The 18439-nt window shown below is 71.7% G+C and carries 19 protein-coding genes; 12 read left to right on the top strand and 7 right to left on the bottom strand.

Going from position 1 to position 18439, the window contains the following annotated elements; translation table 11 throughout:
• Nucleotides 1-2: 2 nt before the first annotated feature.
• Nucleotides 3-1124, bottom strand: coding sequence for an LLM class flavin-dependent oxidoreductase (locus tag ACIQM4_RS23145; protein WP_401594660.1), 1122 nt, complete (start codon nt 1122-1124; stop codon nt 3-5).
• Nucleotides 1125-1175: 51 nt separating this feature from the next.
• Between ACIQM4_RS23145 and ACIQM4_RS23140 the strand changes: the two genes are divergently transcribed.
• From ACIQM4_RS23140 to ACIQM4_RS23130, 3 genes are all read left to right on the top strand, one after another.
• A complete protein-coding gene (locus ACIQM4_RS23140) occupies nt 1176-1817 on the top strand; it encodes a PadR family transcriptional regulator (RefSeq protein WP_401594658.1) in 642 nt (213 codons plus the stop codon).
• Nucleotides 1818-1983: 166 nt separating this feature from the next.
• The gene (locus ACIQM4_RS23135) at nt 1984-2109 is read left to right on the top strand and encodes a hypothetical protein (RefSeq protein WP_401594655.1); all 126 of its coding nucleotides are present in this window, start codon (nt 1984-1986) and stop codon (nt 2107-2109) included.
• A 38-nt stretch (nt 2110-2147) separates the two neighbouring features.
• Nucleotides 2148-2831 (top strand): glycerophosphodiester phosphodiesterase, encoded by a 684-nt coding sequence (locus tag ACIQM4_RS23130; RefSeq protein ID WP_401594653.1) that lies wholly within the window; start codon nt 2148-2150, stop codon nt 2829-2831.
• An 80-nt stretch (nt 2832-2911) separates the two neighbouring features.
• Here the strand turns inward: ACIQM4_RS23130 and ACIQM4_RS23125 are convergent, their stop codons facing one another.
• Nucleotides 2912-3460: a GNAT family N-acetyltransferase gene (locus ACIQM4_RS23125; protein ID WP_401594650.1), complete on the bottom strand. Its 549-nt coding sequence runs from the start codon at nt 3458-3460 to the stop codon at nt 2912-2914.
• 241 nt (nt 3461-3701) lie between these two features.
• On the opposite strand from ACIQM4_RS23125, the gene ACIQM4_RS23120 reads away from it, so the two are divergent.
• The 5 genes from ACIQM4_RS23120 (at nt 3702) to ACIQM4_RS23100 (ending at nt 7759) form a co-directional block, all read left to right on the top strand.
• Nucleotides 3702-4310: a DUF5134 domain-containing protein gene (locus tag ACIQM4_RS23120; RefSeq protein WP_401594647.1), complete on the top strand. Its 609-nt coding sequence runs from the start codon at nt 3702-3704 to the stop codon at nt 4308-4310.
• 139 nt (nt 4311-4449) lie between these two features.
• Nucleotides 4450-5403 (top strand): M56 family metallopeptidase, encoded by a 954-nt coding sequence (locus ACIQM4_RS23115; protein WP_401594644.1) that lies wholly within the window; start codon nt 4450-4452, stop codon nt 5401-5403.
• Nucleotides 5404-5582: 179 nt separating this feature from the next.
• Entirely contained in the window at nt 5583-6248 is a 666-nt protein-coding gene (locus ACIQM4_RS23110; protein ID WP_401594642.1) for a phosphatase PAP2 family protein, read from the top strand.
• A 7-nt stretch (nt 6249-6255) separates the two neighbouring features.
• The gene (locus ACIQM4_RS23105; protein WP_401594639.1) at nt 6256-6981 is read left to right on the top strand and encodes an HAD family hydrolase; all 726 of its coding nucleotides are present in this window, start codon (nt 6256-6258) and stop codon (nt 6979-6981) included.
• 151 nt (nt 6982-7132) lie between these two features.
• Nucleotides 7133-7759, top strand: coding sequence for a TetR/AcrR family transcriptional regulator (locus ACIQM4_RS23100; RefSeq protein WP_401594636.1), 627 nt, complete (start codon nt 7133-7135; stop codon nt 7757-7759).
• Nucleotides 7760-7783: 24 nt separating this feature from the next.
• Here the strand turns inward: ACIQM4_RS23100 and ACIQM4_RS23095 are convergent, their stop codons facing one another.
• Nucleotides 7784-9274, bottom strand: coding sequence for an LVIVD repeat-containing protein (locus ACIQM4_RS23095; RefSeq protein ID WP_401594634.1), 1491 nt, complete (start codon nt 9272-9274; stop codon nt 7784-7786).
• A 176-nt stretch (nt 9275-9450) separates the two neighbouring features.
• Here ACIQM4_RS23095 and ACIQM4_RS23090 point away from each other — a divergent pair, with 176 nt between their 5' ends.
• Complete coding sequence (locus ACIQM4_RS23090) at nt 9451-10128, top strand: DUF305 domain-containing protein (protein ID WP_401594631.1); 678 nt, start codon at nt 9451-9453, stop codon at nt 10126-10128.
• Nucleotides 10129-10149: 21 nt separating this feature from the next.
• Here the strand turns inward: ACIQM4_RS23090 and ACIQM4_RS23085 are convergent, their stop codons facing one another.
• Complete coding sequence (locus ACIQM4_RS23085; protein WP_401594628.1) at nt 10150-10719, bottom strand: DUF6214 family protein; 570 nt, start codon at nt 10717-10719, stop codon at nt 10150-10152.
• 204 nt (nt 10720-10923) lie between these two features.
• On the opposite strand from ACIQM4_RS23085, the gene ACIQM4_RS23080 reads away from it, so the two are divergent.
• The gene (locus ACIQM4_RS23080) at nt 10924-12273 is read left to right on the top strand and encodes an FAD-dependent oxidoreductase (protein WP_401594625.1); all 1350 of its coding nucleotides are present in this window, start codon (nt 10924-10926) and stop codon (nt 12271-12273) included.
• 143 nt (nt 12274-12416) lie between these two features.
• Here the strand turns inward: ACIQM4_RS23080 and ACIQM4_RS23075 are convergent, their stop codons facing one another.
• Nucleotides 12417-12761, bottom strand: coding sequence for an ArsR/SmtB family transcription factor (locus ACIQM4_RS23075; protein ID WP_401594623.1), 345 nt, complete (start codon nt 12759-12761; stop codon nt 12417-12419).
• Nucleotides 12762-12941: 180 nt separating this feature from the next.
• Between ACIQM4_RS23075 and ACIQM4_RS23070 the strand changes: the two genes are divergently transcribed.
• The gene (locus ACIQM4_RS23070; protein ID WP_401594620.1) at nt 12942-14021 is read left to right on the top strand and encodes an NADH:flavin oxidoreductase/NADH oxidase; all 1080 of its coding nucleotides are present in this window, start codon (nt 12942-12944) and stop codon (nt 14019-14021) included.
• Between the two features lie 59 nt (nt 14022-14080).
• Here ACIQM4_RS23070 and ACIQM4_RS23065 read toward each other — a convergent pair whose 3' ends face one another.
• The gene (locus ACIQM4_RS23065; protein ID WP_401594616.1) at nt 14081-15979 is read right to left on the bottom strand and encodes a neutral/alkaline non-lysosomal ceramidase N-terminal domain-containing protein; all 1899 of its coding nucleotides are present in this window, start codon (nt 15977-15979) and stop codon (nt 14081-14083) included.
• A 173-nt stretch (nt 15980-16152) separates the two neighbouring features.
• Nucleotides 16153-16965: a class II aldolase/adducin family protein gene (locus tag ACIQM4_RS23060; protein ID WP_401594614.1), complete on the bottom strand. Its 813-nt coding sequence runs from the start codon at nt 16963-16965 to the stop codon at nt 16153-16155.
• Nucleotides 16966-17201: 236 nt separating this feature from the next.
• On the opposite strand from ACIQM4_RS23060, the gene ACIQM4_RS23055 reads away from it, so the two are divergent.
• Complete coding sequence (locus ACIQM4_RS23055; protein WP_401594611.1) at nt 17202-18293, top strand: WD40/YVTN/BNR-like repeat-containing protein; 1092 nt, start codon at nt 17202-17204, stop codon at nt 18291-18293.
• The last annotated feature ends 146 nt before the right edge of the window (nt 18294-18439 follow it).

Below are 18439 nucleotides of genomic sequence, written 5' to 3'. Positions count from 1 at the left end.
CCTCACGCCCCACGGAAGTGCGGGATGACCTTCTCGCCCCACTGCCGCAGGGTCTCCAGACACGCCTCCTGAGGCACCGTGCCCATCTGGATCAGGCACATGATCTCGTCGGCGCCCGCGTCGCGCAGCCGCTCCACGTACGCGATCGCGTCGTCCGCGGTGCCGTACGCGTGGTCGGCGAGGAAGGTGGCGGTCGACGTGGGACGCACCGGAATGCGCTGCTCGTGCAGACGCGCGAGCACCTGCTCGGCCGCCCTGCGCATCTCCGCGCCCTCGTCGGCGCCCGCCACGACCGCCTCGTCGGGGACGCCGGCGCCGCCGTACCAGTGGCCGATGGACTGGGCGAAGAACCGCTGCCCGCGCACGCCGACGCTCCTGGCCCGCTCCCCGTCGTCGAGGACGATCGTCGGGCACAGCACGGAGAAGTGGTCGTTGACGACGCTGGACACGAAGCGTCCGTCACCGCGGGCAGCGCGCGCCGCGTCGTACGCCGTGCGCATGTCGGCGATCGCCTCGGGCCCCGCGAAGCCCATCACGAGCGCGCCGACGCCGAGTTCGGCGGCCCGGACGAGCGTCTCGGTGCGGCTGCACGCGAGGAAGAGCGGCGGGTGCGGACTCTGCCGGGGGCGCGGCAGGATCGGGTGCGGGTCGATGTCGATGAGCTCGCCGTGGTACTCCAGCTCGTCCTCCTGCCAGGCCCGGCCGATGATCCGCAGTGCCTCCTCGACCTCCCTGGTCGTGCGGTCCGGGTCCACGCCGCACAGCGAGGTCTCCTGCTTCGTACCGCCGCGGCCCGCGCCGAGATCGAGCCGCCCGCCGGACAACAGGTCGAGCATGGCGGCCCGTTCGGCCACCCGCGCCGGGTGGTTGAAGGCGAACGGCATGCAGACGACGCCGTGCCCGATTCTGATCGTCGAGGTCTTCGCGGCGACCCAGGTGAGGAAGATCTCCGGGGCCGACATGTGCGCGTACCACTTGAGGGAGTGGTGTTCGACGGCCCAGATCCGGTCGAACCCCATCCGCTCGGCCAGGACGGCCTGCTCCACGCTGTCCCGGATGACCTGGTGCTCACGTTCGGGGGTGGGGTCGGCCAGTTGGGCCTCGAAGATGACTGAGAATTCCACGGCCCCTCCAGGGGTTGATTTCCGTGCTCCGCCGCTACTTCAATTCGTCATATGACTAACCGTCAGTTCTCGAAGAAGCAAGATGCGCGGCAGGACGACATCGCCCAACTGCCGCCCACCGCATGGGCGGTGCTCGGGCTGCTGTCCTTCCCCGGCGAGCGCACCGGCTACGAGCTGAAGAAGTGGGCGGACTCCTCACTGCGCTTCTTCTACTGGTCGCCGGCGATCAGCCAGATCTACGCGGAGCTACGCAGACTTGAGGACCTGGGCTACGTCACGTCGAGCCGTTCGGGCCCCGAGGAGGTACGCGCCAAGCGGCGTTACACCCTCTCCCCGCGGGGCCGCGAGGCGCTCACCGAGTGGGCGGACACCGGCGGGACGGGGCCCTCCGTGCTGAAGCACCCGCTCGTCCTGCGCGTATGGCTCGGGCACCTCTCGGACCCCGCCCGGCTGCGCGCCCGCGTGACGGAGCACATCACCTGCACGGAAGGCGAGTTGGCGGGCGTACGCGAAGCCCTCGCTCGCGCCGAGGGGGTGACGCAGTGGGCGCATCCACAGGTCGCGCTGCGCTGGGCCGAGCGGCAGCATCTCGCCGAACTCGAACTGGCGCGGGCGATGCTGGCCGATCTCGCGGAACTCCACCCGCCAGGGACGGAGGGTCAACTCCCGCCGGACGCGCCCACGGACGGGTGAGGTAACGCCCTCCCGCGCACTTCTGGCGGTAGGACGGTCGCACCCTGTCCTTGTCGCGAGCACCACCTGTCGCGAGCACCACCTGTCGCAACCGCGCCTGTCACGACCGCGCCTGTCGCGACAGGCGGTGCCCCGCCCCCGTCCCTACCTGCCCGGAGCCCTCCGCATGAGCATGCGCGCCGTCCTTCTCGCCGCCCTCGCCACCGGTCTGATCCTGGGAATCGCCGGTACCCAGTTCGAAGATTCCACTTCCTCGCGCCAGGCGGGTTCCGTTGCCGGGACGGGCCGTTAATCTCGCTGTGAGCCGCCGTCGACGGAAGCGAGATCACCTTGTCTTTCCTCACCATCGGTCATCGCGGAGTCATGGGTGTCGAGCACGAGAACACCCTGAACTCCTTCCGCCACGCCCAGCAGGCGGGCATGGACGTCATCGAACTCGATGTGCACCTGAGCAAGGACGGCGCCCTCGTCGTCATGCACGACGCCGACGTCGACCGCACGACGGACGGTCAAGGGGCCATCTCGGCGATGTCGCTCGCCGAGCTGCGCGCCCTGGACGCGGGCGGCGGCCAGCAGGTCCCGCTCTTCGAGGAGGTGCTGGACGCGGTCTCCGCGCCCCTGCAGGCGGAGATCAAGGACGTGGCCGCGGCGCGTGCGCTGGCCGAGGTGCTGCGGCGGCGCGACCTGCTGGACCGCGTCGAGGTGCTGTCCTTCCACGACGAGGCCCTCGCCCAGGTCACCGCCCTGCTGCCCGGGGTGCGGACCGCGCTGGTCGCGCAGTTCTACGGCCCCGAGGTGGTGGACCGCGCGCTCGCCGTGGGGGCGGCGGCCGTCGTGCTCGATCTCCAGCGGCTCACCCTGGAGACCGTACGGCGCGCGCACGCGGAGAAACTGCGGGTGATCGGCTGGGTGGTGAACACCCCGGACGAGCTGCGGCTGGCCCACGCGCTGGAGCTGGACGGGGTGACCACCGACTACCCGGAGATCCGCAGGACGGGTCGCTTCATGGCCTGAGGTTCATGGCCTGAGGACCGCTCACGGGCCGGGACGGGCCGTCGCCCGGCCCGGCCCCCTCCCGGGGGTCGCGCGGCCGCTCAGAGTTCCTTCAGCAGGAGCTCGAACTGGAGGTCGTCGCGCTGCGGGATCCCGAAGCGCTCGTCGCCGTACGGGAACGGCGTCATCCGTCCCGTACGGCGGTAGCCCCTGCGCTCGTACCAGGCGATGAGGTCGTGGCGTACGGAGATCACGGTCATGTGCATCTCGCGCGCCTGCCAGGACTCCCGCGCCAGGCGCTCGGCCTCCGCGATGATCAGCTTTCCGAGACCGCCGCCCTGCACCCCCGGCCGCACCGCGAACATACCGAAGTAGGCGGCGTCCCCCCGGTGTTCGAGCTGGCAGCAGGCGACCAGCTCGCCGTCCCGCTCGACGGTGAGCAGCCGGCTGCCCGGGTCAGTGATGACGGCGAGGACGCCCTGGGCGTCGGTCCGCTGCCCTTCGAGGATGTCGGCCTCGGTGGTCCATCCCGTACGGCTGCTGTCGCCGCGGTAGGCCGACTCGATGAGCGCGACGAGCGCGTCCGCGTCGGCCTCGACGGCGTCGCGGTAGACGAGTTCCCCGAGGGCCGGGCGCGAAGTGGTGTCCATGCTGGCGGTGCCCCATCTGCTCTGTGCCGCACCCGTGCCCCTCGTTGGCGCCGGGCCGGGTGCGTTTCCTGTGCTGTCGCGGAACCGGGGGTGTTTCTGTGGCGTCGTCCGGTCGCTGTCCGACCCTAACGCGGTCCGTGCTCCCCCCGTGTGCCGTTGCGCGTGCGTACGCCCCGGCCCTTGCGGGCATCGACTCCTCGACCTGTCGACAAGTCGTGGTGGACCGAACGGGAGGTATTCCGTGCACGGAGCGGCGATGTCCGGCTGGCTGCTGGTGGCGCTGTGCGGGGTGACGAGTGCGTACTGCCTGCTGCGGATGCGCAGCGGGCCGCGGGCGGAGCGCCCGGTGGCCAGGGGTGAGGCCCTGATGGGGCTCGGGATGGCGGTGATGGCGGTGCCCGCCGCGGTGTTCGCCCCGCCTGGCTGGAGCTGGGCGGTGTACGCGACGGTGTTCGGAGCGGCGGCCCTGCGCGCCCTGTGGTGGGTGCGCGGGGGCACGCACGGCTCCCACCACCTGCACCATCTGATCGGTTCCGCCGCCATGGTGTACATGGCGGTGGTGATGGCTCCCGGCGCCGGTGGTGCGGCGGGCGGCCACGTGGGGCACGGGGCCGTGACGGCGGGCGGGGTGCCGCTGCTGACCGGGGTGCTGCTCGCGTACTACGCGGTGTACGTCCTGCGGGCGGGGGCCCGGCTGATCCCGCTGGCCGGCGCGTTGCCGTCGGCGTCACCGGCGCCGGTGCCGGTGCCCGCGGGCGGGGCGTTCGGCTGGGGCGCCCGCCCGGAACTGGCGCTCGCCTGCCGGCTGTCCATGGCGCTCGGCATGTTCACCATGCTGCTGACGCTGTGAGGGGCCGGCGAGCAGCCGTCGGGCAGGGCGAAGCGGTGGGGAGACGGCGCGCAAGGGGCTGTCGGGCCCGGTGAGTCGTACGTCACTTCCTGGACCGCTCCCATACCCGGGGGTGGTGGTGCCCTCATAGGCTGACGCCATGATGGTTGCCCTGGCGCTGCTGCTGCTCGGCCTGCTGACCGCCGCGACGGCTCCGCGTCTGCTGGCGGCCACCGACTGGCGGGAGCGGGAACCCGTGGTCGCGCTCTGGATGTGGCAGTGCGTGGTGGGCGCGGTGCTGCTGTGTTTTGCCCTCGCCATGACGTTCAGCGCGGCCGCCGCGTGGCAGTTGGTACGGGGGCACGTGTTCGCGCCCGCGCCGCGCGGGGTCGTCGAGGCGTACGCCTTCGGCGCGCACGGCCCGTGGTCCGCGGCCCTCGCGGTCGTCCTGGCGGGCTGCGGGGTCTGGACCGGCGCCATGCTGACCCGCGAGATCCTCCGGGCGCGCACCGCGCGCAGGCAGCGCCGGGCGGAGCTGCTGGTACGGGCGCCGGTACTGCCGGGCGAGGAACGGCTGGGTCCGGGCGGGCCGGGCGAGGACCGTCTCGTCGTGCTGGAGGAGGAACGGCCGCACGCCTGGTGGCTGCCGGGGGCCGAAGCGCGCCTGGTCATCACCACTGCGGCGCTGCGCCGGCTCAAGGGGCGCCAGCTCGACGCGGTGGTGGCCCATGAGCAGGGACACGCACGCGCCCGGCACGACTGGCTGCTGCACTGCTCGGGCGCGCTGGCGAACGGTTTCCCGCAGATCCCGGTGTTCGCGGCGTTCCGCGACGAGATGCACCGGCTGGTCGAGCTGGCCGCCGACGACATGGCATCCCGCAGGTTCGGCCGGCTGACCACGGCGCTCGCGCTGGTGGAACTCAACGAGCACCGCGGGGTGTTCGGCCCCTGCCCGACGCCTGAAGCCGGTCTGCCGCAGCGGGTGAACCGGCTGCTCTCCCCGGTCCCGAGGCTGAGTCCGGGCCGCCGGCTGCGGTTGACGGCGGTGTCGGCGCTGGTTCCCGTCGTCCCGCTCGTGGTGGCGTTCGTACCGGGTCTCAGCGCGCTGGGATAGCTCGCCCCGCCGCGGGGTCCCGTCCCGCCGCAAGCCGGCGCGTGTGCGCACGCCGGGCAACTCCGTCCGGCGACGGCCGACAGGCCCCGGTGCACCGGATGAACGTGCTCGGGAGCAGGCCGACAGGCCCCGGTGCGCCGAGGGAGCTTGATCCGCCGCAGGTCGGCAAGGATCACCTCATGCGCTCCCCTCGCCCCGCCCTGCCTGCCCGCCCGCCGACGCTCCTGCCGGGCGCCCTCCTCAGCGGCGCCTTCGCGGTGCTGCTGGCCCTGGTCGCCACCGGATGGGGGCCGTTGCTCACCCTCGACGTCGGCCTCGCCAACGGGCTGCACCGCTGGGCGGTGGACGATCCGGGGGCCACCCGTACCAACCGGATCCTGTCCGACTGGGTGTGGGACCCCTGGGCGATGCGGGCGGTCGTCGCGGCGGTCTTCGTCTGGCTGCTGCTGCGCGGTGAGCGCCTGGCGGCGATGTGGATCGCGGTGACGAGCGCGGTCGGCGCGTTCGTCCAGCAGGTGCTCAAGTCCGCTGTCGGGCGCGAGCGTCCGCAGTGGGCCGACCCGGTCGACTCCGCCCATTACGCGGCCTTCCCCTCCGGTCACGCGATGACGGCGACGGTGACCTTCGGGCTTCTGCTCTGGCTGATGTGGCTGTACGGAGCTCCGCGCGCGGCGCGGGTCGCGTTGCTGGCCGTCGGGGTGGTGTCGGTCGTGGGCGTCGGGTTCACCCGCCTCTACCTCGGTGTGCACTGGTTCTCCGACGTCCTCGCGGGCTGGCTGCTCGGTACGGTGGCGGTGCTTTTGTCGGCCGCCCTTTACGCGTACCGGACCGCGCCGCGGGGATGATCCCAAAATGACGATCAAAGCCGTGCTCTTCGACTTCTCCGGCACACTGCTCCGCGTCGAGCCGGCCCGTTCCTGGGTCGACGCGGTGCTCGGCGCGAGCGTGCCCGCTGCGGACCGGCATCGGTACGCCGAGCTGCTGTCGGCGGCCGGGGCCCTGCCGGGCGGCGCTCCGCCGTTGCGGATGCCGCCCGAACTGGCCGCGCTGTGGGCCACCAGGGACGAGAGCGCGCAGGGGCACCGCGCGGCGTACACCGGGCTCTCCCGCCAGGTGCAGCTCCCGCACGACTCCCTGCACGACGCGCTGTACGCACGCCACATGCTCCCGGAAGCCTGGCAGCCGTACCCGGACGCGCCGGAGGTGCTGCGGGAGCTGCACGCGCGCGGAGTCGCGGTGGGGGTGGTGAGCAACATCGGCTGGGACCTGCGTCCGGTGTTCCGCGCCCATGGTCTGGACCCGTTCGTCGACGCGTACGTGCTCTCGTACGAACACGGGGTGCAGAAGCCCGACGCCCGGCTGTTCAGGACGGCGTGCGAGGCGTTGGGCCAGGATCCGGCCCAGGTGCTGATGGTGGGTGACGACCGGACCGCGGACGGCGGGGCCGCCGCGCTGGGCTGTGCGGTCCATTTCGTGGACCACCTGCCCGCGGCCGAACGTCCGGACGGACTGCGTCCGGTGCTGGACCTGCTCGACCGGTCCCACCGGCCCCGGACACCGGTCGGGCCCCAGGAGTGAATCCCGGGGCCCGGCCGTGCTGTCCACCTTGGACGATCCCCCGCGTCGCCCAAGGCAGACAGCGGTCCCGCAGGCCGCCCCCGAACGAGCCGGGGTGGCAACCGTCCGCTGAGTATACTGGCTTCGAGCCAGTCAACGCAGGAGTTACAGCATGTCCCCGCGCAGCGCATCGCACAACGAGGAATTGCGGCGGCGTTCGCGCGAGCGGATCCTGCAGGCGACGGTGGAACTCGTCGGCGAGCGGGGGTACGAGGCGACGACCCTCGCGGACATCGCCGACCGGGCCGGCTCCGCGCGGGGCCTGGTGTCGTACTACTTCCCTGGCAAGCGGCAGTTGTTGCAGTCAGCGGTGCACCGGCTGATGCACCGTACGATCCGGTCCGCGATCGAGCGGGAACCGGCCGCGCAGGACGGGCGCGAGGTCCTGGCGCGCGCGGTGGACGCGGTGCTGGGGCTGGCTCAGGAACACCCCCTGCTGATGCGCACGCACATGGCCGGCATCCTCCAGGCGGAGGGCTTCGTGAAGTGCCCGGAGCAACAGCAGCTCGCCGACGCCCTGCGGGGTGCGATGGTCCGCTACGGCTCCGCGGATCCCGAGACCGAGTACGTGATGCTGCGGGCCCTGCTGATGGGCACGGTGTTCGCCCTGCTGCTGCCCGGTGCGCCGATGCCGCTGATGCGGCTGCGCTCGGAGCTGTTCCAGCGGTACGGGCTGGACTGGGAACTCGGAGCGCCGCCGGACGGGAATCCGTCCGGCGGCGCGGGTGACCGTAGCTGACGCGGGTGCGAGGGAGCAGGACCGTCAGAGGTAGTCGGGCTGCGTCTGCACGTTGAGCTCGCGCAGCCGGACCCGCTTCGCGGGATCGGTGCGCCGGTCGTCGATCTTCAGGACGTCGAGGCCCTTGGTCATGTCGTTGGAGTAGACGTAACCGTTGTAGTAGTACGCGGACCAGGTGCCGCCGCCGACCAGCGCGTCGGCGGAGATGGGACCGCGCTCGAAGTAGCCGATCTCCTTCGGCTTGGAGGAGTCGGTGAAGTCCCAGAAGGAGACACCGCCCTGGTACCAGGACTGGACCATGATGTCCCGGCCGTGGACCGGGATGATGGATCCGTTGTGGGCCACGCAGTTCTCGGTGGCCGCCTGGTGGCGGGGGATCTTGTAGTAGCTCTTGAGGACGAGCTTGCGGTGGTCGCCCCGGCCCTTGATCTCGTAGATGCCGTTGGCACCGCGCTTGGGACCGATCTCGGCGTTGCAGGTCGCGGCTCCGCCGCCGCCGAGCTCATCGGTGAAGACGACCTTGTCCGCGCGCTCGTTGAAGGTGGCCGAGTGCCAGAACGCGAAGTTGGTGTTGTCCTGGACACGGTCGATGACCTTGGGCTTCGCCGGGTTCGCGATGGAGAAGAGGATGCCGTCACCCATGCAGGCGCCGGCCGCGAGGTCCTTGGAGGGCAGCACGGTGATGTCGTGGCAGCCGGTGGTCGCCGAGACGTACGGCTTCTCGGCGCCGCCACCGGGGTTGCCGCCGTCGGGGAAGAGCACTGGGAAGTCGATGACCGCGGCCTTCTGGGGAGCCGTGCGCGGCACCTTGATGATCGAGATGCCGTCGTGCGGCGGCTTGCAGTCCGGGTAGGCGGCGCTGGGCGAGTACGAGGAGACGTACACGTACACGTCGCGGCGTTCCGGCACCAGGGTGTGGGTGTGCGAACCGCAGGCGGTCTCGACGGCTGCGACGTACCGCGGCTTGCGGATGTCGCTGATGTCGAAGATCTTCATGCCCTCCCAGGAGGACTTCTCGGTCGCGGGCTGCGTGACGCTGGTGCAGGAGTTGTCACTGCGCGAGGAGTCGGTGGAGAGGAAGAGCAGGTTGCCGGAGACCGAGATGTCGTTCTGCGATCCGGGACACAGGACCTGGGTGACGGTCCTCGGCTTCCTCGGGTTGCTGATGTCGAAGATCCGGAAACCGTCGTAGTTGCCCGCGAAGGCGTACTTGCCCTGGAAGGCGAGGTCCGAGTTGGTGCCCTTGAGCGCGTCCTTGGGGATGTTCGCGAGGTGTTCGACGTTCTTGCTGTGAACGATCTCGTCCACGCCGGGTATCTCGCCGCCCTGGATGGCCTTGCGGGCCTCCTCCTGCTGCGAGGTGGTGACCGACTGCCGCTGCTTGGGGCTGTCACCGGGGTCGGGGGTCGCGGCGGCGGGGCCCGCCGTGAGGAGGGTGGCGAACAGCCCGGCTGCGGCGGTTGCCACACCCAGGCGTCTACGTCGTCGGACACGTGGTGCTGTCAACGAGGTCACTGCGTACTCCTTTGATCTGGTTCGCAGTTGAACGAAGGCGGGACTCCGCGAGTATCTTCCTTCGCATGTACATCTCAACAGACGGCAACGGAGATGTAATGAAGTTTTTTGATCATCCGTGTGCGAAATCGTGCTAGGACGGTCATCAACTCACCGTTGTGCCCCAGGAGGCCGCTGTGCATTTCCGTCAACCGGGCGGAGCGCTCCACAAGTTCGTCGCGCAGGTTCCGCTCGCCGTCGCCGCCCTGCTCGCCCTGTCCGCCTGTTCGGGCACGCCGCAGGAGGACGCACGGGCGAAGCCGGCCGGGGACACCGCCGTGGTGGCGCCGGGAAAGCCGGGCGAACCGGCCAGGACGCTGTCCCCCGACGAGGCCCGTGCGGCAGCCCCGGTCAACGCGCCCAACTCGGCGGACTTCGCCTACACGCGGATGATGACCGCACACCACGGCCAGGCCCTGGTGATGACCGCACTGGCTCCGACGCGCGCCTCCTCCCGGGGCGTGCGACTGCTCGCCGAACGGATCGCGGCGTCACAGCGCCCGGAGATCGACGTCATGGCGGCGTGGCAGCAGCGCAACGGCGCCGACAAGCGGCCCGAGGCCCCGCACGACCACGGGGCGATGGCGGGCATGGCCACCGAGAAGCAGCTGGCGGAGCTGAGGGCGGCCAGGGGCAAGCAGTTCGACGAGCTGTTCCTGAAGCTGATGATCACGCACCACAAGGGGGCGCTCACCATGGCGGGCACCGCACTGGCCGAGGGCAACGACCTGATGGTCGAGGAGTGGGCGACCGAGTTGGTCGCCCAGCAGACGACCGAGATCAACCGGATGGTACGGATGCTGAAGGAGCAGTGACCGGCGCCGGGTGAACGGGGTTCAGCGGCGGTTGTGGCGGGGTGCCAGGTACCCCTCGTCCCGGGCGCTCGCGATGACCTTGAGCGACTTGCGCCGGCTGCGTCCGGTCGCGTACATCACCGCGAGGACGGGATCCTCGCCCTCCTTCTGCGCGGTCCGGTACGCCTCGGCGGCGATCATGCGTCCCGCGCTGCCGCGCGGCCAGGTGGGACGGGCCCTGCGCTTGCCCGCCGGTTCCTCGGCGAAGACGGGCACGGCCTCGGCGACGCCGCGCGACCCGCCCGAGGCGAACCGCTGCTGTTCGACGGCGACCCGGCAGGCGTCCTCCAGCGGCCCCTCGATCCAGTTGGCGAGCGTGGCGAAGCCGTCGAACGACAAGGGCGGGTCGGCCTTCATGTCCTCGATGGCGACCCGGCCCTCCGAGACCACGGCGAGCACCTCGATCCGGGCACCGTCGGCGAAGGTCAGACGGATGTTGAACCACGGAGGGAGGACCTCGCGGCGTGCGCCACCGTCCCAGGGCCCACCGAAGGAGTCGTCGGGGCCGGTGGTGACGGTGCCGTGGCCCTGTAGTTCCCAGACAGGCCACACCGAAACTGCGCCATTAGGCGCAAAACTACTGGGCGGGTTGCAAAACGTACTTTCCGGCACTTTAGGAACCTATCCCGTCGATGACCAGAATTCCGTCACGGCACGCACACGCCGCTCACACCGGGCATTCCGGTGGCGCAGCCCCCTGCCGCTCCCGGGCGGGCGGTGCGATCCTGGAGAGACCCTGCGGGAGGGAGTTCCGCCATGCTTCGCGTCGCAGTCGTCGGGTCGGGGCCGAGCGGGGTCTACACGGCCCAGGCACTCGTCCAGCAGACCGCCGTACCCGTGCGGGTGGACGTGCTGGACCGGCTGCCGTGCCCCTACGGACTGGTGCGGTACGGCGTCGCCCCCGACCACGAGAAGATCAAGTCGCTGCAGGGCACCCTGCGCGGCGTCCTGGAGCACGAACAGGTCTCCTTCCTCGGCAACATCGAGGCGGGGACGCCCGAACTCCCGCCCGAGCGACTGCTGGAGATGTACCACGCGGTGGTCTACTGCGTCGGCGCCGCCGCCGACCGTCGCCTCGGCATCCCCGGCGAGGACCTCCCCGGCAGCTTCTCCGCCACCGAGTTCGTCTCCTGGTACAGCGCGCACCCGGACGCCAATCCGGGCGGCTTCGCCCTGGGGGTGCGCTCGGCGGTGGTCGTCGGGGTGGGCAACGTGGCCGTCGACGTGGCACGTGTACTGGCGCGTGGAGCCCAGGAGTTGCTGCCCACGGACGTGCCGCAGCGCGCCCTCGACCTGCTGTCGGGGTCCACGGTGCGCGAGGTCCACATGGTGGGCAGACGCGGGCCGTCCCAGGCCAAGTTCACCACCAAGGAACTGCGCGAACTCGGCGCGCTGCCCGACGCCTCGGTCTCGGTGGAACCCGTCGAGCTGGCCCTGGACGCGGCGTTCGATGATCCGTCCGGCCTGCCCACCGCCCTGCGCCGCAACGTCGAGGTGCTGCGCGGCTGGGCGCAGGCGCCACCTCCCCCGCGTGGGCGGACAGTTCGGCTGCGGTTCTTCCTGCGCCCGGTGGAGGTGCTGGCCGAGGCCGGGCGGGTGGCCGCAGTACGGTTCGAACGCACGGAGCCGGACGGGACGGGCGCGGTGCGCGGCACGGGCGTGTACGAGGAGATCGAGGCCCAGTTGGTGCTGCGCTCGGTCGGCTACCACGGAACACCGCTGCCCGGACTTCCGTTCGACCCCGCGCGGGGAACGGTGCCGCACACGGCCGGGCGGGTGCTGCGGGACGGGCGGCCGGCGGCGGGCGAGTACGTCGCCGGGTGGATCAAGCGGGGGCCGACCGGAGTGATAGGCACCAACCGGCCGTGCGCCAAGGAGACCGTGAACTCGCTGCTGGCCGACGCTCCGGCCCTGGCGCGGCGCACGGTGGCCGGGGATGAACCCGTCGACGTGCTGCGGCGGTCCGGACTGCGCCCGGTGCTGTGGCCCGGGTGGCTGGCCATCGAGGCGGCGGAGGCGGCGCTCGGGGAGTCACTGGGCCGGCGGTCGGTGAAGATCGCCGACTGGGCGGGCCTGCTGGACGCGGCCGGCGGCCCCGGCCCCTGAGCTCCTGGACGCGGCCGGCGGCCCTTCGTTCTGAGCCGCCGGACACGGTCGGCAGCCCCGCTGCACTCCTGCGGCGGCCCTTCGCCCGGAGCTGCCGGACACGGCCGGCCGCGGGCCCGGGCGCGCCAGCCTTCCTGCCGGGCTCAGCCGCGTCCCGCCTGCAACTCCGCGGCCTCCAGGATCACTTCGAGCAGTCCGGGGAAGAGTTCTTCCAGGTCGGCGCGGCGCAGCTCGCTCATCTTGGCCGTGCCGCGGTAGGCCTGCTGGATGACGCCGCTCTCGCGCAGCACGCGGAAGTGGTGGGTCGTCGTGGACTTCGAGACGGGCAGCTCGAAGGTGGCGCAGGCGAGCTCCTGCTCCGCCGCCGCCAGGTCACGGACGATGCGCAGCCGCATCGGGTCCGACAGCGCGTGCAGCACGCCTTCGAGGCGGATCTCCGCACGGTCGGGGTGCGCGAGTTCACGGCTGTTCACTGCGGCGGTGCTCACGATGACTGCCCCTCTTCCTCTTGGCGTACGTGATCGGCGGGCGGCGAAGGCCGCACCGGCGGGAGGCCGGACGGGACGCCCGGATTCTGATTGTACGAGACTCATCGTAGTTTGACAGATGCCGTACTACGATGGTTAACGTACTACCAGCAACCGGCCCTTCCTCGATCGGAGTTCGCTGTGAGCAGTCTCTTCCAGCCCCTCACCCTGCGCGGCCTGACCTTCCCCAACCGTGTCTGGATGGCGCCGATGTGCCAGTACAGCGCGCAGCCGTGCGGCCCGGAGGCAGGCGTCCCGCACGACTGGCACTTCGCCCACTACGCGGCGCGTGCCACCGGCGGTACGGGCCTGATCCTGGTCGAGGCGACCGCGGTGAGCCCCGAGGGACGTATCAGCCCGGCGGACCTGGGAATCTGGAACGACACCCAGGTGGCGGCCTTCCGGCGGATCACGGCCTTCCTGACGTCGCAGGGCACCGTACCCGGCATCCAGCTCGCCCACGCGGGCCGCAAGGCTTCCACCGACCGGCCGTGGAAGGGCGGCGGGCCGGTGGGGCCCGAGGAGAACGGCTGGCAGCCCGTCGCGCCGAGCCCGGTGCCCTTCCAGGAGGGCCACCCCGTGCCCGATGAGCTCTCGGTGGCGCAGATCGGGGAGATCGTCGGACAGTTCGCGGACGCCGCGCGGCGCGCGCTGGACGCGGGCTTCCAGGTGGCGGAGGTGCACGGCGCGCACGGCTATCTGATCGGCGAGTTCCTGTCCCCGCACTCCAACCGCCGCACGGACGGGTACGGCGGCTCCTTCGAGAACCGCACCCGCTTCGCCCTTGAGGTCGTCGACGCGGTGCGGGCCGTGTGGCCCGAGGAGCTGCCGCTGTTCTTCCGGATCTCGGCGACGGACTGGCTGGCGGAGAACGGCTGGGACGGCGACGACACGGTGCGCTTCGCCTCGCTGCTCCAGGAGCACGGGGTGGACCTGCTGGACGTGTCGACCGGCGGCAACGCGTCGGGTGTGCGGATTCCCGTCGGCCCCGGCTACCAGGTGCCGTTCGCGGCCCGGGTCAAGGCGGAGACCTCGCTGCCGGTCGCGGCCGTGGGGATGATCACCGAGGCCGCGCAGGCGGAGAAGATCCTCGCCAACGGGGAGTCCGACGCGGTGCTGCTCGGCCGGGAGCTGCTGCGCAACCCGTCCTGGGCGCGGCACGCGGCCCGGGAGCTGGGCGGCGAGGTGCGGGTGCCGGATCAGTACCACAGGTCCGTCTGAGCCCGGCGGGCCGCCGGCCGGTCCGTCCGAGCCCGGCGGGCCGCGGGCCCGGGGGAATCTCACCGTACGACGAAGACTTCCGTCGCACCCGTGAAGGCCCCTCGGTCCGTGCTGTTGCCGAAGTAGCGCAGACGGTACGGGCCGGGGGGTGTGCCGTCCGGGACGGTCCAGGTCACGGTGGCGGTGGAGGTGCCGCGGCCGGTGCGGGCCCAGCGGAAGGTGGTCGACCAGTCGCCGTCGTCCGCGTAGCGGGTCCAGGTCTCGCCCTCGGCCCGTTCCACCGCGAGGTAGGTGTCGCCCCTGCGCAGGTCGTTGGCGGGGTGCGCGGCCACGAAGCAGGCCGTGACCTGTCTGCCGATGCGGGCGAAGGAGAGCACGTCGCCGTAGGAGCGGCCCGGGTGCGGTTCGTCGGACGGCGTGCGCCGACGGTGCTCGCGTGCCGTCGGGAGGGGCTCCGGGGTGCCCGGCCGGACGGGGCGGCCGTCGCGCATGGCGGTGGCGAGGGCCGCGGCGGTCTGGCAGAGGGCGGACAGCTGCCATCTGCCGAAGAGGGTGCTGCCGCCCTCGTACTCCTGGGCGTCGTACTCCTCGGGGGTGGTGACGTAGTGGAAGTAGCCGTTGCTGTAGCTCGCGACGAGCACTTCCCCGAGGTCGGCGCCGACGATCCCCGCGACGGTACGGCGCAGCCGCAGTCCGGCCACGATCGTGACCTCGCCCGGGATGCCGATGAGGTACAGCCGTCCGATGCGCAGCAGTTGCACGGGCACGCGCTCCTGGACCATGGGGCGCAGCCGGTTCAGCGGGCCTGCGGGCAGCACGAGCGCCTTGGGCGCGTGGGCGTCGCGCAGGGCGGGCGAGAGCGCGTAGATCACCCGCCGCGACAGGGCGTCCCAGACCGGGTTGCGGCCCTCGCGGAAACCGGCGAACCCCTTGCCGTCGGCCCAGGCGCCCGCGAGGGCCGCGGCGCCTCCCACGGGGGAACCGGTGCGGTGCGCACGGCCGTCGCCCGTGAAGTCAGGGCCCACCTCGGTGCCGGAGAGGCCGAGATGGGTGATCCGGTGGTCGATCGGACCGGTCAGCGGGGCCGCGGTGGCCAGGAGCGCGGTGGCTGACTCCTGCTGTCGGGTGCCGGTGATCCTGGTGTTCTCGTACTCGTCATCGGTGGGGCCACTGCCGGGGCGGAGGTTGAGGTTGGGGGACATGTCGCCGGTGTTGGTCTGCGCGAAGGCGGTCACCAGGTCGGGCTGCCCGGGGGCCAGGTAGTCCGTTCTGTGGTCGAGGCGCTCCCATTTGTAGGCGGCGTAGCCCTTGTTGTCGCTGCTGATGAGGGTGTTGTTGTTGGTCATGCTGGTGTTGTGGACGGGGAACCAGTGGACCGCGCCCGTGAGTTCGCCGCCGCGGGTGATGCGCAGCAGGGTGGTGTGCGGGTCGACCGCCTCGGGGAAGTAGGCGCGGTCGTGCCCGGGGTTGCGGTCGAAGGCGCGGCGGGAGCGGTTCACGCTGGCACCGTGGAGTTCGCCGTGGGAGAGGGCGAGTTCGGCGGGCGCCAGGTCGTCGAGGGCCGCGTGCGCCGCCTCGGTGATCCCGTCGACGATCGCCGCGTACGTCTTGGGGCGGAAGCCGCCCGTGTTGCTGTTGTAGAGCGCGTGGTGGAAGTAGCCGCCGGGGCCGCAGTGGGTGTGGGTGGCGGTGATCATCAGGTTGGACTCGGTCCAGCCGTCGGGCAGTCGCCGTACGACCTCCTGGACGAGCCCGCCGGAGATCAGCGGCAGGTCGCAGACCACCAGCATCAGCCGCCGGTCGGCGGGCCCGGTGCCCTCGGCGAAGGCGAAGGCACGTGCGCGCAGGCGCGTGTGGATGCCGGTGGTGCGCTGTCCGGCCTTGCCGTAGCCGAGCATCCCGCACTCGGCGGCCTCCCCGGTGATGTCGGCGATGCCTCGGCCGGCCAGGTGACTCATGAACGCTCGCTCTCAGGTGTCTCAGGTACAGGGGCGCGGGACGGTGACGGGGGCCCGGCGGGGGTGCGGGCCGGTGCGCGGTCCCGGCGGGGTGCGGGACCAAGCGCGGTCCCGGCGGGGTGCGGGACGCGCGGTGCGCTGTGCGCGGCGCGGCGACGGCCTGCGCCTCCCGGTCAGCCGAACAGGTCGGGGTCGGACACGGAGATCTGGTCCAGCAGCGGCTGTGCCTGGAACCAGCCCGCGAAGGAGCCGCCGAGCTGGCTCCTGGTGTGCAGCGCGGTGCCGCGGTCGATGAGCTTGGGTGTGCCGGCCGCCATGGCGAGGAGCTGGGCCTGGCAGGAACGTTCCATCGTGATGAACCACCAGAGGGCCTCGGCGACGGTGCCCCCGACGGTGAGCAGGCCGTGGTTCTGCAGGATCACGGCCTTGTACGAGGCGAGCGCGCGGGCGATCCGCCGCCCTTCCTCCGCGTCGCTGACCACCCCCGAGTACTCGGTGTGGAGGCCGTGGTCCTCGAAGAACGCACAGGCGTCCTGGGTGATCGGGTCGAGCGGCACGCCGAGGCTGGAGAACGCCTTGCCGTACAGGGAGTGCGAGTGGGCGGCCGCGACCGCGTCGGGGCGGGCCTGGTGCACGGCGGCGTGGATGACGAACGCGGCGCGGTTCACGGGGCGGCTGCCGTGCAGCAGGTTGCCCTCGTGATCGACCAGGATCAGGTCGGACGCCTTGATCAGGGAGAAGGCCGTGCCGAAGGGGTTCACCCAGAAGTGCTCGGGGTGCTCGGGGTCGCGGGCGGTGATGTGGCCCGCAACGCCCTCGGAGAAGCCGAACCTGCCGAACAGGCGGAACCCGGCGGCCAGTTGCTCCTTACGGTACTGGCGCTCCTGCTCGACCGTATCGAAGACGGGCGGTGTCGGCAGGGACGCGCCCGGCGGCACGGGGCCGGCGGCCGCCGCGAGGACCTGCTGCGGGGTGGGGGACGTCATGGCTGACTCTCCTCGTCGGTCGGTCCGTTCGGGGCGTACCGGACGGATGTTTTCCAAGGGCGGGGAGCCTGTCAAGGAATCCGTCCTGAAGCCGCTCCCGACCCTGCGCCGACACTCGCGGACATTCCCGGCTTACCGGCCTGACCTGGGGCGACGCCCTTCGCCGGGGCCGTTGTCAGTGGTGGGGTGCAGACTGGCCGATACCTGGGGACAACGAAGTCTGGGAGGTGTCGGCCATGTCCGACGTACTGCTCGCGGTAGGCACACGCAAGGGACTCTTTCTCGGCCGCTGTCGCGGTGGCGGGGAGTGGGAGTTCGACGGCCCGCACTTCAACGCGCAGGCTGTGTATTCGGTGGGGATCGACCGGAGCGGGGACACGCCCCGGCTGCTGGTCGGCGGGGACAGCGCGCACTGGGGCCCCTCGGTCTTCCACTCCGACGATCTCGGCGTCACCTGGACGGAGCCCAAGAAGCCCGCCGTCAGGTTCCCGCCGGACACCGGGGCCTCGCTGGAGAGGGTGTGGCAGCTCCACCCGGCGGGACCGGCCGCGCCGGGCGTGGTCTACGCGGGCACGGAGCCGGCGGCGCTGTACCGCTCGGCGGACCGGGGCGAGACCTTCGAGCTCGTCCGGCCGCTGTGGGAGCATCCGACGCGCGACCGGTGGGTGCCGGGCGGCGGTGGTGAGGCCGTGCACACGGTGGTGACGGACCCGCGCGACCCGGACCTGGTGACGGTGGCGGTGTCCACGGCAGGGGTGTTCCGGACCAGGGACGGCGGGGCGAGCTGGGCCCCGTCCAACAAGGGCGTGTCGGCGGTCTTCCTGCCGGACCCGGACCCCGAGTTCGGCCAGTGCGTGCACAAGATCGCGCAGGACTCCGCCGACGCGGACCGGTTGTACCTGCAGAACCACTGGGGTGTCTTCCGCAGTGACGACGCGGGCGCGAACTGGACGGACATCGGCGAGGGACTGCCGTCCACCTTCGGCTTCGCGGTGGCGGCCCACCCCCACCGGGGGGACACGGCGTACGTCTTCCCGATCACGGCCGACTCGGACCGGGTGCCCGCGGACCGCAGGTGCCGGGTCTACCGGACCCAGGACGCGGGCAAGAGCTGGGAGCCGCTGACGTCCGGCCTGCCGCAGGAGGAGCACTACGGGACGGTGCTGCGCGACGCGCTGTGCACGGACGACAACGCACCGTCGGCCGGGGTCTACTTCGGCAATCGCAACGGCGAGGTGTTCGCGAGCGCGGACGACGGCGACAGCTGGCGGCAACTGGCCTCGCACCTGCCGGACGTGCTGTGCGTACGGGCGGCGGTGATCGGCTGAACAGGGCACCGTCCGGCCCCGGACCGCCCGGGAGGGGGCCGGACTGTGTCCCTGTACGAGAGGGCCCGTTCGGGAGGGCTCGCACGAAGGGACCCTCTCGTGCGAGTTGCGGTGGGCGGGCGCTGGCAGGTGCGAGGGGGGTTTCG

Origin of the sequence: Streptomyces sp. NPDC091272, assembly GCF_044757485.1 — a bacterium.
Classification (GTDB): Bacteria; Actinomycetota; Actinomycetes; order Streptomycetales; family Streptomycetaceae; genus Streptomyces.
This window is presented reverse-complemented; position numbering and strand designations above follow the sequence as displayed.

Bases quoted from the DNA above. Each gene is read 5' to 3' on its own strand.
- ACIQM4_RS23135 (WP_401594655.1), top strand. From the start codon at position 1,984: ATGAGCATGCGCGCCGTCCTTCTCGCCGCCCTCGCCACCGGTCTGATC.
- ACIQM4_RS23100 (WP_401594636.1), top strand. From the start codon at position 7,133: ATGTCCCCGCGCAGCGCATCGCACAACGAGGAATTGCGGCGGCGTTCG.
- ACIQM4_RS23125 (WP_401594650.1), bottom strand. From the start codon at position 3,460: ATGGACACCACTTCGCGCCCGGCCCTCGGGGAACTCGTCTACCGCGAC.
- ACIQM4_RS23065 (WP_401594616.1), bottom strand. From the start codon at position 15,979: ATGAGTCACCTGGCCGGCCGAGGCATCGCCGACATCACCGGGGAGGCC.
- ACIQM4_RS23140 (WP_401594658.1), top strand. From the start codon at position 1,176: ATGACTAACCGTCAGTTCTCGAAGAAGCAAGATGCGCGGCAGGACGAC.
- ACIQM4_RS23080 (WP_401594625.1), top strand. From the start codon at position 10,924: ATGCTTCGCGTCGCAGTCGTCGGGTCGGGGCCGAGCGGGGTCTACACG.
- ACIQM4_RS23115 (WP_401594644.1), top strand. From the start codon at position 4,450: ATGATGGTTGCCCTGGCGCTGCTGCTGCTCGGCCTGCTGACCGCCGCG.
- ACIQM4_RS23105 (WP_401594639.1), top strand. From the start codon at position 6,256: ATGACGATCAAAGCCGTGCTCTTCGACTTCTCCGGCACACTGCTCCGC.
- ACIQM4_RS23055 (WP_401594611.1), top strand. From the start codon at position 17,202: ATGTCCGACGTACTGCTCGCGGTAGGCACACGCAAGGGACTCTTTCTC.
- ACIQM4_RS23110 (WP_401594642.1), top strand. From the start codon at position 5,583: ATGCGCTCCCCTCGCCCCGCCCTGCCTGCCCGCCCGCCGACGCTCCTG.
- ACIQM4_RS23060 (WP_401594614.1), bottom strand. From the start codon at position 16,965: ATGACGTCCCCCACCCCGCAGCAGGTCCTCGCGGCGGCCGCCGGCCCC.